The organism is Nitratireductor sp. OM-1, from assembly GCF_003296175.1.
GTDB classification, from domain to species: Bacteria; Pseudomonadota; Alphaproteobacteria; order Rhizobiales; family Rhizobiaceae; genus Nitratireductor; species Nitratireductor aquimarinus.
On record NZ_CP029209.1, the window covers coordinates 598,450 to 616,485 of the forward strand.

General features: G+C 63.5%; 20 protein-coding genes. 9 read left to right on the top strand and 11 right to left on the bottom strand.

The features are described 5' to 3' along the window. Positions 1-5 precede the first annotated feature (5 nt). The 4 genes from DEJ54_RS21850 to DEJ54_RS21865 all read left to right on the top strand — a co-directional run bounded on the left by DEJ54_RS21850 (position 6) and on the right by DEJ54_RS21865 (position 3,860). On the top strand, positions 6-962 hold the full coding sequence (locus tag DEJ54_RS21850) for a tripartite tricarboxylate transporter substrate binding protein (protein ID WP_113156860.1): 957 nt from the start codon (positions 6-8) through the stop codon (positions 960-962). A gap of 167 nt (positions 963-1,129) precedes the next feature. After that, positions 1,130-1,588 (top strand): tripartite tricarboxylate transporter TctB family protein, encoded by a 459-nt coding sequence (locus DEJ54_RS21855; protein WP_162742435.1) that lies wholly within the window; start codon positions 1,130-1,132, stop codon positions 1,586-1,588. 1 nt (position 1,589) lies between these two features. Next, a complete protein-coding gene (locus tag DEJ54_RS21860) occupies positions 1,590-3,104 on the top strand; it encodes a tripartite tricarboxylate transporter permease (protein WP_113156862.1) in 1,515 nt (504 codons plus the stop codon). A 111-nt stretch (positions 3,105-3,215) separates the two neighbouring features. After that, positions 3,216-3,860 (top strand): GntR family transcriptional regulator, encoded by a 645-nt coding sequence (locus DEJ54_RS21865; RefSeq protein WP_162742436.1) that lies wholly within the window; start codon positions 3,216-3,218, stop codon positions 3,858-3,860. A 44-nt stretch (positions 3,861-3,904) separates the two neighbouring features. Here DEJ54_RS21865 and DEJ54_RS21870 read toward each other — a convergent pair whose 3' ends face one another. From DEJ54_RS21870 to DEJ54_RS21920, 11 genes are all read right to left on the bottom strand, one after another. Beyond that, positions 3,905-4,909 carry a linear amide C-N hydrolase gene (locus DEJ54_RS21870; RefSeq protein ID WP_224873291.1) on the bottom strand — a complete coding sequence of 335 codons (1,005 nt, stop codon included), beginning with the start codon at positions 4,907-4,909 and terminating at the stop codon, positions 3,905-3,907. 201 nt (positions 4,910-5,110) lie between these two features. Then, positions 5,111-5,506, bottom strand: a complete 396-nt coding sequence (locus DEJ54_RS21875) for a CBS domain-containing protein (protein WP_113156865.1) — start codon at positions 5,504-5,506, stop codon at positions 5,111-5,113. Continuing rightward, on the bottom strand, positions 5,503-5,673 hold the full coding sequence (gene nqrM, locus DEJ54_RS21880) for a (Na+)-NQR maturation NqrM (RefSeq protein ID WP_113156866.1): 171 nt from the start codon (positions 5,671-5,673) through the stop codon (positions 5,503-5,505). The genes DEJ54_RS21875 and nqrM overlap by 4 nt, the downstream gene beginning before the upstream one ends. A gap of 9 nt (positions 5,674-5,682) precedes the next feature. Continuing rightward, complete coding sequence (locus tag DEJ54_RS23640) at positions 5,683-6,186, bottom strand: FAD:protein FMN transferase (protein WP_113156867.1); 504 nt, start codon at positions 6,184-6,186, stop codon at positions 5,683-5,685. 2 nt (positions 6,187-6,188) lie between these two features. Next, positions 6,189-6,659, bottom strand: a complete 471-nt coding sequence (locus DEJ54_RS23645; protein WP_113156868.1) for an FAD:protein FMN transferase — start codon at positions 6,657-6,659, stop codon at positions 6,189-6,191. A gap of 3 nt (positions 6,660-6,662) precedes the next feature. Further along, positions 6,663-7,883 carry an NADH:ubiquinone reductase (Na(+)-transporting) subunit F gene (gene nqrF, locus DEJ54_RS21895; protein ID WP_113156869.1) on the bottom strand — a complete coding sequence of 407 codons (1,221 nt, stop codon included), beginning with the start codon at positions 7,881-7,883 and terminating at the stop codon, positions 6,663-6,665. Continuing rightward, positions 7,880-8,491 (bottom strand): NADH:ubiquinone reductase (Na(+)-transporting) subunit E, encoded by a 612-nt coding sequence (nqrE, locus tag DEJ54_RS21900; RefSeq protein WP_113156870.1) that lies wholly within the window; start codon positions 8,489-8,491, stop codon positions 7,880-7,882. The genes nqrF and nqrE overlap by 4 nt, the downstream gene beginning before the upstream one ends. Further along, entirely contained in the window at positions 8,488-9,153 is a 666-nt protein-coding gene (locus DEJ54_RS21905; protein WP_113156871.1) for an NADH:ubiquinone reductase (Na(+)-transporting) subunit D, read from the bottom strand. Before DEJ54_RS21905 ends, nqrE begins: the two co-directional genes overlap by 4 nt. A 3-nt stretch (positions 9,154-9,156) precedes the next feature. After that, positions 9,157-9,957: an NADH:ubiquinone reductase (Na(+)-transporting) subunit C gene (gene nqrC / locus DEJ54_RS21910; protein WP_113156872.1), complete on the bottom strand. Its 801-nt coding sequence runs from the start codon at positions 9,955-9,957 to the stop codon at positions 9,157-9,159. Continuing rightward, on the bottom strand, positions 9,950-10,726 hold the full coding sequence (locus DEJ54_RS21915) for an RnfABCDGE type electron transport complex subunit D (RefSeq protein ID WP_113156873.1): 777 nt from the start codon (positions 10,724-10,726) through the stop codon (positions 9,950-9,952). The genes nqrC and DEJ54_RS21915 overlap by 8 nt, the downstream gene beginning before the upstream one ends. Beyond that, positions 10,723-11,994 (bottom strand): Na(+)-translocating NADH-quinone reductase subunit A, encoded by a 1,272-nt coding sequence (locus DEJ54_RS21920; RefSeq protein ID WP_113156874.1) that lies wholly within the window; start codon positions 11,992-11,994, stop codon positions 10,723-10,725. Before DEJ54_RS21920 ends, DEJ54_RS21915 begins: the two co-directional genes overlap by 4 nt. Positions 11,995-12,113: 119 nt before the next feature. Here DEJ54_RS21920 and DEJ54_RS21925 point away from each other — a divergent pair, with 119 nt between their 5' ends. From DEJ54_RS21925 to DEJ54_RS21945, 5 genes are all read left to right on the top strand, one after another. Continuing rightward, complete coding sequence (locus tag DEJ54_RS21925; RefSeq protein ID WP_224873602.1) at positions 12,114-13,313, top strand: cytochrome C; 1,200 nt, start codon at positions 12,114-12,116, stop codon at positions 13,311-13,313. Between the two features lie 120 nt (positions 13,314-13,433). Continuing rightward, the gene (locus DEJ54_RS21930; RefSeq protein WP_113156875.1) at positions 13,434-14,573 is read left to right on the top strand and encodes a M20 aminoacylase family protein; all 1,140 of its coding nucleotides are present in this window, start codon (positions 13,434-13,436) and stop codon (positions 14,571-14,573) included. Next, positions 14,573-15,481, top strand: a complete 909-nt coding sequence (locus DEJ54_RS21935) for a LysR family transcriptional regulator (protein WP_113156876.1) — start codon at positions 14,573-14,575, stop codon at positions 15,479-15,481. The genes DEJ54_RS21930 and DEJ54_RS21935 overlap by 1 nt, the downstream gene beginning before the upstream one ends. 110 nt (positions 15,482-15,591) lie before the next feature. Further along, a complete protein-coding gene (locus DEJ54_RS21940) occupies positions 15,592-16,479 on the top strand; it encodes an NAD(P)-dependent oxidoreductase (protein ID WP_113156877.1) in 888 nt (295 codons plus the stop codon). Further along, positions 16,472-18,016, top strand: a complete 1,545-nt coding sequence (locus DEJ54_RS21945; RefSeq protein WP_113156878.1) for an aldehyde dehydrogenase family protein — start codon at positions 16,472-16,474, stop codon at positions 18,014-18,016. The genes DEJ54_RS21940 and DEJ54_RS21945 overlap by 8 nt, the downstream gene beginning before the upstream one ends. The last annotated feature ends 20 nt before the right edge of the window (positions 18,017-18,036 follow it).

The window sequence follows — 18,036 nt, forward strand, 5'->3', positions numbered from 1 at the left end:
GAAACATGATCAAACTTGCCATCGCTTCGGCGCTCGTCGCCGGGTCCATCACTGCCGCACACGCCGAATATCCCGAGCGCCCGATCAACATGATCGTCGCCTACAGCGCCGGTGGCGGCACCGACATTGCCGCGCGCACGCTCGCGCCATTCATCGAGAAATATCTCGGCGAAGATGCTTCCATCGTTGTTCTGAACCGCCCCGGCGCAGGCGGCGAAATCGGCTTTACCGAGCTGGCGCAGTCCAAGCCGGACGGCTACACGATCGGCTTCATCAACACGCCGAACATCCTGACAATCCCGATTCAGCGCAAAGCGCGCTACTCGCTCGAGAGCTTCACGCCGATCGCAAATGTGGTCGACGATCCGGGCGCTTTCAGCGTGCTTCCGTCCAGCGGGATCAAGACGTTCGACGATCTGATCGCCTATGCAAAGGAAAACCCGGGCAAGCTGACCTATGGCTCCACGGGCATCGGTTCCGACGATCACCTCTCGGCGCTGGAGTTCGAGCGCATGACCGGCGTTCAGCTCAAGCATGTTCCCTTCCCGGGAAATGCCGATGTGCGCACGGCGACGCTCGGCGGCCACATCATGATGGCCAGCATGAACATCTCCGAGACGATTGCCGACGTTCATGAAGGCGCGCTGCACGCGCTTGGCCAGATGTCCAATGAACGCTGGGATGGCGCGACCGAAGTTCCGACCTTCAAGGAAGAAGGTTACGACGTGATCATGGGCTCCATGCGCGGCATCGCTGCCCCTGCCGGTGTTCCTGAAGATGTCGTCGCCAAGCTGGAGGAAGCGCTGAAGGCTGCCGTTGCGGATCCGGAATTCCAGACAAAGGCGAAGGAACAGCATCTGGCGCTGTCCTACATGAACGCAGCCGCGTACAAGGCGGAGCTCGAGTCGCTCGACGCGACGTTCCGCGAGCTTTGGGAGACGACGCCCTGGGTTCAGGAGTAGTCGCAAGACCGGTTGTTGTCGGCGGGGCCTGGGTCGTCATGCGTCCATTCGGATGCACAAAGGACGATCTCATCTGTTGATGAAGCATCGGAATAACCGAAAAGCGGTTTCCGTTTTTCGGTCCGATGCTCTGGCCCCGCCTTCACTGTTTGGAGTGGGAGGGGGATGTGAGACGAGCCGTTTTTGAAAGCGGATTCGCACTGGCGGCCGTTGTGCTGAGCCTGCTGGGTCTGCTTGAGGCCTGGAGATATTCGGGCGAGGGCGGTTTGATGCCGCGTGGCGTCATGACCCTCATGCTGGTTCTGTCAGGCTTATGGCTCGCCCAGTCCGTCAGCGCCCTGCGGCAGGCGGATGGGCCGATGCTTGCCCCCACTTCGGCGCAGCTGCGCGGCGCGCTCCTGCTGATTGTTGCAGGCGCAGCACTCCTCTTCGGCATGCGATTTGTCGGCTTCTACACGAGTGCGGCCATCATCGTGCCGACGCTGGCCTGGGGACTCGGATACCGAAACCTGAAGGGCCTCATCATCGGCACGGTGCTGTTCGTCTGTGTGCTGATCGCCGTGTTCCGTTTCTTGCTGGTGGTCCCCTTGCCGCCCGAGATTATCCTCTTGCCGTTCGGAGGCTGATATGGGGGACGTTTTTCAGCATATTCTTGACGCGCTGCCGCTGGTTTTCTCGCTGGGGACCATCATCGCGATGATCGGCGGGACGATCATCGGCATCGCGGTTGGCGCGCTGCCCGGCCTCTCGGCCACGATGGGCATCGCAGTCCTCATTCCCCTGACTTTCACCATGGAACCCGTGGTGGCGCTTGGCATGGTCGCGGGCATTTACAATGGCGCGATGTATGGCGGCTCGATCCCGGCTATTCTTCTACGCATTCCGGGCACGCCCGCGGGCATTGCAACCGTGTTCGACGGCTATCCCATGGCGCAGAGCGGTCATGCGAGACTGGCGCTGCGCATCTCGCTGGTTTCCTCCAGTATCGGCTCTGCGGTCAGCGCAATTGCGCTTCTTTCGCTCGCGCCGCCGCTCTCGCTGATCGCGCTGAAATTCAGCGCCGCAAACTATTTCTGGCTCGCCATCTTCGGGCTGATGACGATTGCCGTTCTTCTGTCCGAGAACCCGGTAAAGGGGCTTCTTTCCGCCTGTTTCGGTCTGTTTATCGGCATGATCGGCATCGACATGATGACGGGCACGGAACGCTTTGCCTTCAATGAGCTGGAACTCCTCAGCGGCGTGAACATCATCGTGTTGCTCACCGGTCTCTACGCCATCCCGCCGGCCATCGATCTGGCATTGAGCCCGAAAAAGCCCGATGCCGAAGTAAAGGCGATCAATGAAGAGGAAATGGCCTTTCGCTGGTCGAGCCTGATCCCGGTCTGGATCCGTTCGTCGATAATCGGTGTCGTGACCGGCATCATTCCGGCACTTGGCGGCAATGTCGCTGCCCTGTTTGCCTGGAACGAGCAGCGACGCAGCGACGCCGACAAGGACAAATACGGAAAAGGCGCGCCGGAAGGCGTTGCCGCACCCGAATGCGCCAACAACGCCGACACGGCGGCAACGCTTATCCCGGCGCTGACACTCGGCATTCCGGGCAGTTCGGTGGCCGCCGTTATTCTCGGCGCGCTTCTCGTGCATGGCCTGATCCCCGGTCCGCAGCTTTTCCGCGACAAGGCCGAGATCACCTACGGTTTCATGCTTGCGATGCTGGTCACCTCCGGGCTGATGCTCATTCTGGGCAGTGTCGGCGCGCGGGCCTTCGTCAATGTCCTGAAAATGCCCACGCAGCTTCTGGCCCCCATGATCTTCGTAATGGCCACCATCGGCGTGTTCGCCATTCACAACAGCATGTTCGAAGTCTGGCTGATGCTGGGTTTCGGTGTGCTGGGCTATGCGATGGAGAAGATGGATATCCCGACGGCCCCGGCGGTTCTGGCCGTTATCCTCGGGCCGATTGCAGAAGAGAACCTGCGCCGCGCCCTGCTGATTTCGGGCGAGGGCGTGTTCTCGCTGTTTCAGGATGTTATTTCGCTGCTTCTGGTGGCGCTCATTCTCGCAACCACTGCACTGCCTCTCGCCATGAAAATGTGGAGGCGCAGAAGAAGCCGGATCGAAGCGCTTGCCAGCAGAGATTAGAAAGGCTGTCTTGCCAATTTCAGAAGGCTGCGCCATGCGCGGCCTTCTTCACGTATGATGGGGAGTAGTATGAGGAGGCCGGCAGAGTCGCGTGATGCAGGAGGTAGCAACATGAATGTGACAGACACCGTTTACGTCAAGCTGAGACGGCGCCTGATCTCTGGCTATTACGATCCCGGCACCAAGCTGAAAGAGGAAATGCTGGCAAGCGAGCTGGAGGTCAGCCGGACCCCGGTGCGCAGCGCCATTGCGCGGCTGATCTCCGAGGGGCTTCTCATGCCGGGCGAAAAGCGCGGTGCGCTGGTCACCCCATGGCGCGAAGAGAACACGGCCGATGTCTTCACATTGCGCATCCTTCTTGAAGGTCACGGGGCTTTTCTGTGCGCCCAGCATGCCACCGACGAGCAGATAACCCTGCTTGAAAACACCTGCGATGAGATGGAGCAGGCTTTTGCCGCGCGTTCAACGGGCTGGGTGAAGAAGCTCGATGCGGGCAACCGCACCATTCACGAAATGCTCTATGAGGGGTCGGGCAGCGTGCATCTGCGCCTGTGCGGCCGGCATCTTCTGGAAATCCCGCAGGTTATCGGCGGCTTCTTCATCTATGAGGACGCCGATATCGAAGAGAGCCTTCGCCAGCACCGGGAGATCGTCAAGGCAATTCGCCTCGGGAACGGCGAATGGGCGCGGTCCGCCATCGCCTGTCACCTGAATGCCGCGCTGGAGCGCTTCAGGCGCCGCACCGGGGGCAACTGAGCCGCCCCCGGAAAATGCCCGTTAATTGAAAACCGCTCAGGCGGTTATTCGACGCCAAGGAAACGGAAGGGTTCGGCCTTCTGGAAATCCTCGTTGACGACGCCGGAATAGATGTTCGTCTGGTTCGGCCCGAGATCGAGCTTCATGACGCTGCCGGTTTCTTTCGAAAGATCCAGCTTGTTCATGTCGACCCAGAAGATGTTCGGGGTGAGCGCAGACTCGAAGAAGTAGAGCTTGCGCTCATGATCGGCGACGGTGCGCCAGCGGGTCGAGGAAATGTTCGGCTGTTCGGGCGTGGAAATGCCGAAGGGAACCGAAGCATTGCGGATCACGCTGAAAGCGCTCGCGATGGTTTCGACCGCATTGTCCGTCTTCGGGATTGCGTTCACATAGAAGGAAGCGCGGGCGAAGCGGTCGGCTGCGCGGTTGGTGCCAGGCAGCATCACGGTGCCGCCAATCTGCTTCCAATACGCATTGAGCGCCAGCTGCTGATCGAAGGTCGGCGAATTGGTCATCACCTGATAGTCGCGGCTGTGGTGGATGACCTGCTTGCCGTCGATATATTCCACGATGGCGCTGTCGCCGCTCGCATCAGAGATCGAAAGATGAAGCGTTGCCAGCCGGGTTTCGCCGGGAACGTCTGCGGTGACAATGGTGTAGGGGTTTTTCTCCAACGCCTCGACGGTTTCGGCAACCGTTGCGAAATTGTCGAGCACATACTGCGCCCATGCGCCAAGCGAGAGCGTGGGCGCATCGCCTTCAACCTTCGGGTATTCGGACTCGACCAGCCACAGAACATTGGCAACGAGACCTGCCTCGTTCATGCCATCCGTCGTGGAAACGTCGTAGCCGGACGTGATGACGCTGCCATATTTCGACGTCCACTCGATCGAGTTCGGGCCAGCTTCGCCGGAGCGCTCCATGCCGCGCGGAAACACCCAGATGTTGGAGCCGACATCGGTTTTCCAGTCCATGGAACGGGCGGTGATCACCTGATCGGCAGCACCCTGATAGACAAAGCGGGTGCAGGCCTCGGCCGAGGTGGGCATCAGAACGCTGCTTGCCACGAAAGCAACGACAAAAGCGATTATTCCAAGGATGATTGTCATAGAATCTCTCATTTCCGATAACTCCTCAGCCGAATAACGACTATACTGGAAACAAAACTATAAGATTCCGAAATGTTGTGCTTGTGACAGAGCGAAATAGTGTTTCGTCCTGTCTTCGCGCATTTCCTCAAAGGATGAACTTCAGCCCAACGCGACCAGCGCGGCCAGAACGTCCGAACGGCGCAACATGCCGACGAGGCGGGAGCCGTCGACAACGGGAAAGACCCGGTAGGGCTTTTCCAGAAAGGCTTCGGCAGCGCTCGTAAGATCGGTGGTCAGCGACAGGGTGACAACCTCGCTGCTCATATGATCGGCGACGGTGCCTTTCCATTCCTGATAATAGCTCGCATTGAGCGCAGGCCGAAAACAGTCCTTCTGCGTGACGATGCCCATGAGCGCACCGCTGTCGTCGACCACCGGGGCGGCAGCCGCATCGGCCTCGACAAGAAGCGCGACGGCGCGGCGGATCGGCATATCCGGTTTCAGAACCGGCATGTCCTTTTGCAGGATGGCTTCCAGGGTGGCGCCATTCGTCATTGCTGGCTCTCCTGCCGGCTACGGTTCGGGCAGCCCTCACAGGCGACATCTTTCAGGCAGGCCATGCCGCCGCAGGAGCCCTTCACGGGCCCACGCCCGGAAAACAGGCCAACGGCAAGGCCGGTTGCCGCGAGAAGAAAGATCGCCAGTGCGAGAAGGATCTCCATGCCCGTTCCTCAGATCAGGTGGCGGTCGAAACCGCCCGTGGTGACGGTCGAAAGCTGTACGCCGTCCTGAAAGAGGAAAAGCGCTGCAATTCCGTTGCGCCGGGCGAGCGCGGGACCATCCGCATCCGCAGCGGTGAGCGCTGTGGCCCAGCCATCGGCCAGCATCGCGCTTTCAGCCAGAACCGAGACCGATGCAATCGTCCCGTCGACCGGCGCGGCATGGCGCGGGTCCATGATGTGGCTGTAGCGTCGTTCGCCGATCATATAGCTCTGCGCGCGCAGCCCCGACGTGGCGACCGCCATGCCGGAGGGCAGCCGAAGGCCGGCAACAGCGCCGATGGCGTCGGGGCGGGGATCTTCGATGGCGACCTGCCAGTCGCGTCCCGAAGGATGCTGGCCGAGCGCCTTGAGTTCGCCGCCAAGATCGACGAGGAAGTCGCCATGGCCCAGATCCGCCACGCGGCGCGCCACAAGGTCGAGCGCATGTCCCTTGGCAATCCCGCAAAGGTCCATGGTCAGGCCCGGCGCATCCTTGGCGAGACTGTTTTCCGTGGCCGCGAGCCCCTGCCAGCGCGGGATGCTGTCGCCGCTGATCGGGCCAAACCCCAGCGCGCGATGAGCGGGCCAACGGTCGGATCGAACCAGCCATCGCTCGCCCCCGCGATGCCGAGCGCAGCCCGCGCGACCAGCGCGGTCTCTGCCGAAACCGGAGTTTCTTTGTGAGCGCGGTTGAAGGCGCTGATCTCGCTGTCGTCCCGCCAGGGCGACATCTGCCGGTCGACCTGCGCAAGGAGCGCGTCAACGGGCGCGCGCAGCGTCCCGGCATTGTTGCCGTCGGGCAGGGTGATGCGCCACGCGCTTGCAAAGGCCCGGCCTTCAATTGTGCGCGTGGCCGGTTTTTCCATCGCCGCACGGGCCCCGCCTGCGGTTGCCAGTGTCGCGCCGGTCAGCGCCAGCATGTGGCGGCGGGTAAGGTTCAGACGCATCGTTCAGCCTCCGAAGTCGTCATTGTATATCATATGCGGCTCCACACCCAGTTTTGCGAGCGTGTTGAGCACTGCCGAGATCATCACCGGCGGGCCGCACAGATAGTATTCGCATTCCTCTGGCGCGGGGTGCCCGGCCAGCGTGGAACGCACCGTGTCGTGAATGAAGCCGGTCGCGCCGGTCCAGCGATCGCCCGGTGCGGGATCGGAAAGGGCGGGCGTCCAGCGGAAGTTCGGATGCGCTTTTGCGATGGCGTCGAATTCCTCGACATAGAAGAGGTCCGCTGCCGAGCGCGCACCATAGAAGTAATGCATCTTGCGCTCAGTGCCGAGGCCGATCTGCTCGTGGATCATCGCGCGCAACGGGGCCATGCCCACGCCGCCACCGATGAAGACCATCTCGCGCTGCGTCGGCTGAACGTGGAAATCACCGAACGGGCCGGATGCTTCCACCCGGTCGCCGGGTTTCAGCGAGAAAAGCCAGGAAGAAACGATGCCCGGCGGAATATCCGTCTCGCGGCCGGCCGGCGGCACGGCCAGACGGATGTTGAACACCGCACGGCCCGCATCCTCTGGCCGGTTGGCGATGGAGTAGGCGCGGGTAACAGACGTGTCGGAAACCGAGCGCATGTCAGGCCAGTCCGCAAGCCGCCATGTTTCACGGAACGCCTCGTCCACCGCCATGTCCTGAAAGTCGAGTTCATAGGGCGGCGCGGTGAGCTGCATGAAACCACCGGCCTGAAAGTCGAATGGCTGGCCTTCCGGCAGTTCCAGAACGAGTTCCCGGATGAGCGGGGCCAGCTGGCGATTGGAGACAACACGGCAGGTGAAGCCTGTCGCCCCCAGGAAGGCCTGCGGCACGGTAACGGTGCAGGAACCGCGCAGGGCGGTCTGGCAGGCAAGGCGCACATGCGCCTTGCGCTCCGCCGCTGAAAGAATGCCTTTTTCGGTCGCCTGCGGTTCGCCCGCGCCTTCGCCCTCCACGGTGACGCGGCACAGCCCGCATGTGCCCGAGCCGCCGCAGGCAGCGGGAATGCCGATGCCCGCGCCATGCAGCACACCAAGCAGCCGGTCGCCGCGTGCGGCCTCGATGGGCATGGTCTCGTTCACGGTGACCGTCAGCGCTTCCGCCGGAACCAGTTTGCGGCGTGTGGCCAGAAGCGCAAGCGTCAGCGCCACGATCAGTGCGACAATGATGACGGCGCCCAGAAGGATCTCGGTCATGACGCCACCATCTGCGCAAAGGCGGAAAAGCCGAGCGACATCATGCCGGCGATGATGAAGGTGATGCCAAGCCCCCGCAGCCCCTCCGGCAGGTTCGCATAGGAGAGCCGTGTGCGGATCGCGCCGAGCATGATCACGGCCACGGCAAAGCCCGTACCCGCGCCGAGCCCGAAGACGGTGGATTCCACGAAGTCGAAGTCACGCTCGACCATGAACAGGCTGCCGGCCAAGATCGCGCATTGCACGGTGAGCAGCGGCAGGAAAACGCCGAATGACGCGTAAACCGCCGGGAAAAAGCGGTCGAGCACCATTTCGAGAAGCTGCACGGTCGCGGCGATCACACCGATGAAGGCGATCAGCGCGAGATAGGAAAGGTCGATGCCGGGCGAACCCGCCCAGGCCCATGCGCCCGGAGCGAGCAATGCATGATAGATCAGGTTGTTCAGCGGCACCGTGACGCCCAGAACGGCGATCATGGCAATGCCGAGCCCGACGGCCGATCCCGTGCGCCGCGAAAGCGCGATGAAGGTGCACAGGCCGAGAAACAGCGTCAGCGGCATGTTGTCGACAAAGGCCGCGCGCAGGAAAAGGGCGGCGAGCTCGTTCATGCGCCATCCTCCCCGGTTTCCGGCGGGGTGAACTCACCGGCCTCCACCTGTTCGGGAAGAAGGCTGCGGATCGCCCAGACAAGGCCACCCAGCAGAAAAAAGCCGGAGGGCGCAAGCAGCATCAGGTTGAGCGGCGTGAACCAGCCACCCTGATCGACCGTCGGCAGAAGCTGCCAGTCAAGCAGCGTTCCCGCGCCGAACAGTTCGCGCAGGCTGCCGATCAGGATCAGCACGAGCGAATAGCCAAGCCCGTTGCCCAGCGCGTCGATCATCGCGCGCCCCGGCGGATTGTGCCGGGCGAAAGATTCGGTGCGGCCGAGCACAAGACAGTTGGTGGTGATGAGGCTGACGAACACGGAGAGCCGCTGGCTGATCTCGAACAGATAGGCCTGCAGCAACTGGTCGATGACGATGACCAGCGAGGCGACGATCACGATCTGGACGATGAGCCGGATAGAGGACGGAATTTGGTTCCGGATCACGCTGATAATGCCGGCGGACATGACCAGAACCGCCGTCAGCGAGGCCGACATGGTAAGCGCCGTCGCCACCGAAGTCGTGACCGCGAGCGCCGAGCAGATGCCAAGAATCTGCAGCGTCACCGGGTTTTGCCGGATCAGTGGTTCGGTGAATGTGGTCCAGAGGCGCGGCTGGCTCGACATGGCTCAGAACTCTCCGCGCCGGATTGCCGTCAGCAACGGCCCATAACCATCGGGGCCAAGCCAGAACCGGACCATCCGCGTGATGGCGTTGGAGGTTCGCGTCGCGCCGGTGATCCCGTCGACCTCATATTCATTGCCGGCGCTGCCGCGCGCCACGGCGAAGCGAATGTCGCCGCGCGCATCGCTGATCTGCCTGCCGCTGAATTGCGCCAGCCAGGAGGGCTCCTCGATGCGTGCGCCGAGGCCGGGCGTTTCGGACTGGCCGGTGATCGCCATGCCCGCCACGGTGTTCATGTCGCCCTTGAGCGCGATGATCGCGTCAATCGGGCCGTTATAGCCCGCACCGCTGATGGGCAGGAGGGCGAGCGAAATTGCCCCATTGGCGTCGCGCAGGAGATAGATCTGTGCGTAGTCCGGGCGCTGGCCGAGCCCGGCAAGATCCTCACCGGCGGTGAGCGTCGTCCAGTTGGCGCTGTCTTCGAGCGCCGCAGGCAGCGTTTCCGGCGTCACCTCTTTTGCCGCCGCACCGCGTTCCAGATCGATCACCACCGTCGACAGTGCGCCACCTTCGGCGGACAGAAGGTCCGACATGCCGGGAATGCCCGCGATCAGGTTTTCCAGCCGCGCCTGCTGTTCCGCGGCGCGGTTTGCCGCCTGAATGGGGCGCAGCACGACCGTTGCCCCGCTCACCATCAGCGCGCATATGGCCGACACGAGAAAGGCGACGATCAGCGTCTTGGCGCGGCTTTCATTGGGCAGCGCCAGAAAGCGACGCCACAGGGTGATCGGGTTCAACTCAGCCATGACGTCTTCTCCTGCGCGCCGTCCAGAGCGCAATCGCAATCTCATCCAGAAGGGGTGCTGCCAGCGAGGCGAGCAGCGCTGCCGAAACGGCCACCTGCACCGGCGCTCCATGGCCCCAGCCAAACCCAAAGAGTGTCACCAGCGCAGCATAGAGCGCGCCGTTCAGCCAGCCACCGGTGCGGGTGGAGGCGCTTGTCACCGGGTCCGTGACCAGAAGCGCCAGCACAATGCCGAATGCGGGCAGAACCGGTGCAATGGGCAGGTCTGCAAGCCATGCGAACAGCATCACCGCCAGTGCGCCGGCGATCAGCCGGGCCGACATCACGCCAAGCAGCATGCCCAGCGCAAGCGCAGGTATGGCCGCCCATGCAACCGGCAGGGCAAAGTCCGGCCATGGCGCGGCGGGAAAGCCAAAGCCCAGAAACGCGATGGTGACGGTCGCCGGGTTCAGGACATTCCGCCCCCAGCCGCCGAAAATGAGTTCCGCCATCACCGAGCCGAAGCTGATGCCCAGAACGAGCTGCAAAAGGCTGAGCTCCTGCGGCGCGAGCATCGCCACGGCCAGCCCTGTCAGCGCACCGGCAAAAGACGGGGGCTGTGCGCGCGCCAGCATGAAGATCACGTGCCAGAGGCCCGAGATCAGCAGCACGAACAACAGCCTTCCGACCGCTTCCGCACCGCCGAACCACAGCCAGGTCAGCGCCATCGGCATCAGTGCGAGCAAGAGCAGCATTGCCACCATCTCGCGGTCCCAGAGCCCCCTCGTCACGCCGGCGCCTCCTCGGCTTCGATGCGGTTCAGGATGATGCGCAGCTGCTTTGGCAGCCGGGGCCGGGCGCCCGTTGCATAATCTGCAAGGGCCAGATCCTCTTCGACCAGCGAAAGCGCTCCCAGCCGGACGGCCGTTTCTTCATCGCCAGACGCGATGGCCCGCAAAAGAGCAGCGGCAGGCATGTCGCCGCCCATGGCCTGATCGAGCGCGGCGGTGGGAATGACGGGCAAATGCCGTGCCGCTTTTCTGAGCGCGGTTCCGAACCAGTGGTGCTTCACCGCACCGGTCTCGCGTGGTGAAACCGTGACCTGCCGGTCCCGCGCGCCGAGCCAGTGTGCGGGGCGTCCGTCCAGCGCAGAACCGCTCAGAATTTCGTGCGCACCGGGCCGCACGACAGGCTGGCTGAGGCCGCGCAGATCCGCGCCGTGCTGACAGCGCACAAGCCGCCTTTCGCGCAGCGCCGAACCGGTCACCGAAACAAGCCGCGTGCCGGGCAGAAGCCCGGTTGCAAGCAGCGCCCCGAGATCGGCTACATCCTCAGCCTCGATATCCCAGACGCGAATCTCCGGCGCGGCCGGTCGATGACGGTGGATCTGGATGCCGGCAAGGCCCTGCGGATGGTTGCGCCCGCATGAAATGCGCGAGAGGCCGGCAGGCACTGCACCGCCAAAGTGCTTGCCCGCTGGTTCGCAAAGAAACAGCCGGTCTTTCGTCAGTTGCGAAAGGGCTGCCAGCCCGCGCGAAAAATCTTCCTCGCGCCCCTCAAGGGCCAGCGATGGCGCAGGCGCGCCGGGTCGGCTGTCCACCGCCATGACGAAGATCGCGGCAGGGGCCTCGTCAGCGTGCGGCATGCGTCCGAACGGACGGCTGCGGAACATCCGCCACAGGCCGGAAGACTGGAGAAGCGCTCTCAGCGCATTGCCATCGACTTCCGCGTTTCCGGCCTCGAACAGATGACGTCCGCCATCGGGTTCATGAAAGAGAAGAAGCTGCGAAAGCCGCCGCCCGGACTTCAGATCGAGCGAGGCGATTCGCCCGGCCATCGGCGCGACAAGCGCGATCTGCGGCGCGTTTCTCAGGCGCAGAAGCGGTTGCCCCTGCGCGACGAGTTCATCCTCGCCCACCAGCGCTTCAACGCGCAGTTCTTCACCGGGAGATGGCGTCAGCGCCGCCTCTTCGGTCAACACCTCAACAGGGTTTTCCGATTGCAGGGGCACCCGGTCATGCGGGAAAACGAGGCCTGCGGAGAAGGCCGGGCCGAACATGCTCCGTCTCCGATGGATTTTCGACGTTTGACCGGCGTTTGAGGTTTGCCGGAATGCGTCGAACTGATTACCATTCTTTACGGCGACAGTTTAGGAACATACCGGCGGGGTGGAAAGCCATGTTTTTCAAAACGAAGAACTTAGTCACGACAACTATCGCTCTTGGCGCATTTGTTTCTGTTCTTTCGTTCGCTGCCGTGTCGCAGGAACAGGCGGCTCCCGCAAATTCCGAATCATCCGAGATCGAGGAAATCGAAAAGGCGCTTGCGCCCTATGTGATGCCCGAGTCCGGACCGTTCCGCCCCGATCAGATCGAGATCGCCAACAAGGCCGCGATAGCCGCCTGGGCGCGCTCGGCTCATGCGGATGCGCGTTCAGAGTCTTTCTCGCACTGGAACGAAGACGGGGCCATCCCGCCAAATTGCGCGACCTGCCATTCGGGCGAAGGGTTCCGCGCCTTTCACGGTCTTGATGGAAGCGCACCCGGCCTGCCGGAAAACCCCATCCCCACGGGTGGCGTTGTGGACTGCGAAACCTGCCACAATCCGGGTCTTTCCGCGATCAAGGAAGTCAAGCTTCCAAGCGGTCTGTCGCATCCAGTCGCGCCGGGCGAAGCCTCCTGCATCACCTGCCATCAGGGCCGCGCGGCTGGCGTCACCGTTGCCACTGCGGTGGGCGAAAAGGATGAGGACACGCCCGACAAGGAACTGCGTTTCATCAACCCGCATTACGCAGTGGCTGCGTCCATGTGGCTCGGCGGCTATGCCGCATCCGGCTATCACTATCCGGGGAAGGAATATTCCGGCCGCTTCTTCCATGCACGTCCGGTTTCCACCTGCGTTTCCTGCCATGAACCGCACACGCTGGAAGTGTCGGAACAGACCTGCATGACCTGCCATGAAAACGCGGCTCTGGACGACATTCGCCTGTCGCGCGCGAGTTTCGATGGCAGCGGCGATGTTAAAAAAGGCATCCGCGCCGACATCGCAGCCAATGCCGACCGGCTGAAGGGCCTGATGACCGCCTACGCAGCCGAAGTCGCCGGCGCGCCGATGATCTATGACGGCCATCGCTATCCCTATTTCTTTGCAGACATGAACGGAGATGGGCGGATCGACGAGGCCGATGGAAGGGCGGTTGGCTATAACGCCTGGACCCCGCGTCTTTTGAAGGCCACCTATAACTGGAAATTCGTCACCGCCGACCCCGGCGCATTTGCGCACAACCCGCATTATGCGCTCGAGCTTCTTTATGATTCCATTGAGGATCTGGCCGGCGCGCTGGGTCAGGACATGACGGCCTGGAACCTTCAGCGGTAAGCGAACAAGGCGGGTCTGAGGACCCGCCGCGTTCTTGACAAGCGACCGTTCCTCTTACACGAGCTTTCCGATACGCCACCCTCCATGGTGGCCGGCAAAGAGTTCGGAAAGGGTAGGAACATGTTCGACAGCGCTCACATCGCCGAGGCCGTTGCCTGGCGTCACGACCTGCATCGTCACCCCGAATTGGGGTTTCAGGAAGAGCGCACGTCGAAACTGATTGCCGGGTTGTTGCAGGGCTGGGGCTGGCAGGTGCACACCGGTCTGGCTGAGACCGGCGTGGTTGCGCGGCTTGGCGAAGGCGGGCCTTCGATCGGCCTGCGCGCCGATATCGACGCCCTGCCAATTGAGGAAGCCACGGGCCTCGAATACGCTTCGACCCATCCGGGAAAGATGCATGCCTGCGGGCATGACGGCCACACCGCCATGCTGCTTCTGGCTGCACGCCAGATCGCAGCAGAGGGCGTGAAGGACGGAAATGTCACACTGATTTTCCAGCCGGCGGAAGAAAATGACGGCGGTGCGCGGGTGATGATCGAGGAGGGGCTTTTTGGCAAATTCCCCTGCGACACGGTGTTCGGCATTCACAACTGGCCGGGTCTTGCGCCCGGTCGGCTGGTCGCCCGCGACAGCGAGATGATGGCCGCATTCGCCATCTTCGAAATCGTGATCGAGGGGCGCGGTGGTCACGCCGCCATGCCAGAGCAGAGCGACGGTGTGGTGGCTGCGGCAGCGCGGATGGCGGCTGCCCTTCAGGAACTCCCGGCCCGACGCCTGTCGCCGCTGGTGCCGGGCGTTGTGTCGGTAACGCAGATCCACACCGGTTCCGCCTTCAATGTCTGCCCGGACCGTGCGGTTGTCAGCGGCACGGCCCGCTGGTTCCAGCCGGAGGCCGGCGACGAGATCGAAAAGCGGCTGAGCGAAGTGGTGCAGGGCGTTGCCGCCGCCCATGGCTGCCGCGCCCGCGTCGATTACCAGCGCCGCTATCCCGCGACGATCAACAGCGCCGCCGAGGCGGCTCTCGTGCGCCGCGTCGGGGACACGATGGGGCTCGATACGGGCGAGACCGGGCCGAGCATGGCGTCCGAGGATTTCGCTTTCATGCTCAACGAGAAGCCGGGCGCGTATATCTGGCTGGGCGCTGCGCGCGAGGGCGACAATCCCGGCCTGCACTCGCCCCATTTCAACTTCAATGATGACGTGCTGCCGACCGGTTCGGAATTCTGGGTGCGGCTCGTGCGGCAGGCGCTGGCCGCCTGATGGACGCGCTGGACAGCCGTTTCCTGCGCGAATTTCTGATCGTCGCCCGTGAGGGTTCGATCCGTCGCGCAGCCGAACGGCTGAACATCGCGCCCTCGGCGATCAGCCGCAAGCTGGCCGAGGTGGAGGCGCGGCTGGGCGTGGCGCTGGTGGCGCGCAGCGCACAGGGCATCACGCTCACGGATGCCGGGCGTCTGGTGCGCGAACATGCGCTGGTCCAGCAGGACGAACAGACCTTTCTGCTCGACCAGATCGGCAAGTTTCGCGAGGCCGGCGGCCAGGTGGTGCGGATCGCGGTTGGCGAAGGCTTCGCCGCCGATCTCATGCAGAACGGCCTGGCCCCGCTTGGCGCACGCCACCCGCATCTGCGTTTCCGCATCGATCTTGCCGGAACCGAAGAGATCCAGCGCCGCGTGGTCGAGGGCGAGGTTGATCTGGGCATTGCCTACAATCCCGTGCCGACCGAGGCCACGCGCTCCGTCGCCTTTGCGCGTCAACCACTCTGCGCTGTCGTGCCCGTCGGCTCGCCGCTGGCGGCGCGCGAACACATCCCGCTGGCCGAGATGCTTGCCGAGCCTCTGGCCATGCTCGATGCGCGTCACGGCATCCGCACGCTGGTCGCGCGCGCGGCAAGCGATCTGGGGCTGGCGCTGCGGCCACAGGTGGAAACCTCCTCCATCGCGGCGCTGATCCGCTATGTGGGCGCAGGCATGGGCGGCACATTTCTGCCCCGCTTTTCCGCCTCCATTCAGGCCGAGCGCGGCGAGGTCGCCATTGTCGATCTTGATGAAGAGAGCCTTCAGCATGTCAGCGCGCATCTGATGGTGCGCGCCCGCCGGCGACTGCCGCAATCGGCGGCTGTGACCGTCGATTATCTGGCTGCGCACATGGTCGCCTTTCGCGATTAGATCGCCGTTCAGTGTTGCGATAATCGCAACACAACGTGCCTGTTTACGGGGCTACTCAACAACACGCTGTCACCGCAATGTCATGAAAGCCAAGTGAAACGGGAGGTATCATGACGCAGTCGGTCGGTGTGATCGGTCTTGGAGCAATGGGAATGGGCATGGCCCGGTCCCTGTCCGCCGCAGGCTTTTCAGTTGCAGCCTATGATCTTTCCGCAGAAGCCATGGCCCGCGCTGCCGAAACCGGCATCGTCACCCATGAGACGCCCGCAGCGGTGATCGCGGCAAGCGACGCCATCGTGCTTTCGCTGCCTCTGGCGAGCCATGTCGAGGCGACCGTCGAGGCGGGGCTGGCGGCAGGCGCATTCAGCGAGCCGAAAATCATCATCGATACGTCCACCTCCGAGGCGGCGGTGAGCCGCCGGCTTGCCACAAGGCTTGCAGACCTCGGCCATGGCTTTCTCGATGCACCGGTGAGCGGTGGTCCCCAGGGAGCAGCAAGCGGCGCATTGTCCGTGATGCTCGGGGGCGATGAACAATGGGTCGCCAGGGCGCAGCCGGTTCTGGATGTGATTGCCGCCAAGGTGATCCATGTCGGGCCGAGCGGCGCCGGCAACATCGCCAAGCTCGTGAACAACATGCTGGTCGCCTGTCACATGCTGACCACGGCTGAAGGCCTGCGCCTTGCCGAAGCCTCCGGCCTGCCGGCGGAAGACGCGATGCGCGTCATCAACAGCGCCACGGGCCGCAGCGCGCTGAGCGAGATCCATTTCCCCAACTGGGTTCTGAGCGGCAGCTTCGACAGCGGTTTCTCCGCCGGGCTGATGCGCAAGGATGTGCGGCTGGCGCTCGAACTGGCGCAGGAAAGCGGTTGTGCCATGCCCGTGTCGGAACTGGTCGCCAGCCTCTGGTCCGAGGAGAATTCGGGCGTTTCCGACAATCAGGATTTCATGCTGCTTGGCCGCGTTGAGGCCGGGACGAAAGAGAAGACGAATGGCTGACGACATGATCCCCGCAACCGATACGCGCGCCGAAGTCGCACACTTGCTGACCGGGCTTCTGGGCAGCGCCGACGTGCAGAACCATGTGGGCGGACAGCTGATGCCGGGCGACGGCGAAACGCTGGCGCTCACCGACCCCGCCACCGGCCGGGTCTTTGCCGAGTTCCCGGATGCCGGTGCGGCCGTTGTCGATGCCGCTGCCGGGGCCGCCGTCAGCGCGCAGCGCGAATGGTGGGGCAAGACGGCCTCCGAGCGCGGGCGCATCATGTTCGAGATTGCGCGCCAGATTCGCGCGCATGCCGAGCCGCTTTCGCGCCTTGAAGCGATTTCCGCCGGGCGACCGATCCGCGATGCAGCCGGTGAGCCGGCCCGCATGGCCGAGATGTTCGAATATTATGCGGGCTGGTGCGACAAGATCACGGGCGATGTAATCCCCGTGCCTTCGAGCCATCTGAATTACACGCGTCACGAACCCATTGGCGTCGTGACGCAGATCACCCCCTGGAATGCGCCGCTCTTCACCTGCTGCTGGCAGGTTGCACCGGCGATCTGCGCCGGCAATGCGGTCATGCTGAAGCCTTCCGAGCTGACGCCGCTCAGCTCGCTCGTCATCGCCGCGCTGTGCGTAAAGGCCGGCGCGCCGAAGGGGCTGGTCAACGTGATTGCGGGGCAGGGGCCGACCGCCGGTCAGAAGATGATCGCGCATCCGGCAACGGGTCTGGTGGTCTTTGTCGGCTCGGCCACGGGCGGCGCAGCCATTGCGTCCGCTGCCGCGCGCCGTCTCATACCGTCCATCCTGGAACTGGGCGGCAAGTCCGCCAACATCGTCTTCGGCGATGCGGATATCGACCGCGCCGTGGTCGGCGCGCAGGCGGCAATCTTTGCTGCGTGCGGCCAGAGCTGCGTGGCCGGCTCGCGCCTTCTGGTGCATCGCAGCGTGCATGCCGAGCTTGTCGGCAAGCTGGCGGAAGCGAGCGCGCGCATCCCGGTCGGCATGCCGCTCGACATGGCGACGCAGATCGGCCCGGTCAACAATGCCCGCCAGTGGGAGAAGGTCGACGGCATGGTGCGCAATGCCGTTTCCGAAGGCGCACAGCTGGCCACCGGTGGCGGCAGGCCGGAAGCCCTCGGAGAGAGCGGCGGCTTCTTCTACGCCCCGACGATCCTCGACGGCGTGTCCCGCGACATGGAAATCGCGCGTGAAGAGGTGTTCGGACCCGTCCTCTCCGTTCTCTCCTTCGACGACGAAGAAGAGGCTGTGGCGCTCGCCAACGACACGCCATACGGGCTCGCAGGCGCAGTCTGGACGCGCGATGTGGGGCGTGCGCACCGGGTTGCGGCGAAAGTTCGCGCTGGCACATTCTGGATCAACAGCTACAAGACCATCAACGTCATGTCGCCCTTCGGCGGCTTTGGCCAGTCGGGCTACGGGCGCTCTTCCGGTCGGGAAGCGCTCGCCGCTTACACGACAACAAAATCTGTCTGGGTCGAAACCGCAGCCGACCCGACCATCGGCTTCGGTTACGCGCCGGGCTGAATCGTATGGGCGGCCCCCTC

Excerpts from the sequence above, each read along its gene's own strand:
- DEJ54_RS21850 (WP_113156860.1), top strand. The coding sequence starts at position 6 with ATGATCAAACTTGCCATCGCTTCGGCGCTCGTCGCCGGGTCCATCACT.
- DEJ54_RS21860 (WP_113156862.1), top strand. The coding sequence starts at position 1,590 with ATGGGGGACGTTTTTCAGCATATTCTTGACGCGCTGCCGCTGGTTTTC.
- DEJ54_RS21865 (WP_162742436.1), top strand. The coding sequence starts at position 3,216 with ATGAATGTGACAGACACCGTTTACGTCAAGCTGAGACGGCGCCTGATC.
- DEJ54_RS21870 (WP_224873291.1), bottom strand. The coding sequence starts at position 4,909 with ATGCCCACCTCGGCCGAGGCCTGCACCCGCTTTGTCTATCAGGGTGCT.
- DEJ54_RS21875 (WP_113156865.1), bottom strand. The coding sequence starts at position 5,506 with ATGACGAATGGCGCCACCCTGGAAGCCATCCTGCAAAAGGACATGCCG.
- nqrM (WP_113156866.1), bottom strand. The coding sequence starts at position 5,673 with ATGGAGATCCTTCTCGCACTGGCGATCTTTCTTCTCGCGGCAACCGGC.
- DEJ54_RS23640 (WP_113156867.1), bottom strand. The coding sequence starts at position 6,186 with ATGGACCTTTGCGGGATTGCCAAGGGACATGCGCTCGACCTTGTGGCG.
- DEJ54_RS23645 (WP_113156868.1), bottom strand. The coding sequence starts at position 6,659 with ATGCGTCTGAACCTTACCCGCCGCCACATGCTGGCGCTGACCGGCGCG.
- nqrF (WP_113156869.1), bottom strand. The coding sequence starts at position 7,883 with ATGACCGAGATCCTTCTGGGCGCCGTCATCATTGTCGCACTGATCGTG.
- nqrE (WP_113156870.1), bottom strand. The coding sequence starts at position 8,491 with ATGAACGAGCTCGCCGCCCTTTTCCTGCGCGCGGCCTTTGTCGACAAC.
- DEJ54_RS21905 (WP_113156871.1), bottom strand. The coding sequence starts at position 9,153 with ATGTCGAGCCAGCCGCGCCTCTGGACCACATTCACCGAACCACTGATC.
- nqrC (WP_113156872.1), bottom strand. The coding sequence starts at position 9,957 with ATGGCTGAGTTGAACCCGATCACCCTGTGGCGTCGCTTTCTGGCGCTG.
- DEJ54_RS21920 (WP_113156874.1), bottom strand. The coding sequence starts at position 11,994 with ATGTTCGGCCCGGCCTTCTCCGCAGGCCTCGTTTTCCCGCATGACCGG.
- DEJ54_RS21925 (WP_224873602.1), top strand. The coding sequence starts at position 12,114 with ATGTTTTTCAAAACGAAGAACTTAGTCACGACAACTATCGCTCTTGGC.
- DEJ54_RS21930 (WP_113156875.1), top strand. The coding sequence starts at position 13,434 with ATGTTCGACAGCGCTCACATCGCCGAGGCCGTTGCCTGGCGTCACGAC.
- DEJ54_RS21935 (WP_113156876.1), top strand. The coding sequence starts at position 14,573 with ATGGACGCGCTGGACAGCCGTTTCCTGCGCGAATTTCTGATCGTCGCC.
- DEJ54_RS21940 (WP_113156877.1), top strand. The coding sequence starts at position 15,592 with ATGACGCAGTCGGTCGGTGTGATCGGTCTTGGAGCAATGGGAATGGGC.
- DEJ54_RS21945 (WP_113156878.1), top strand. The coding sequence starts at position 16,472 with ATGGCTGACGACATGATCCCCGCAACCGATACGCGCGCCGAAGTCGCA.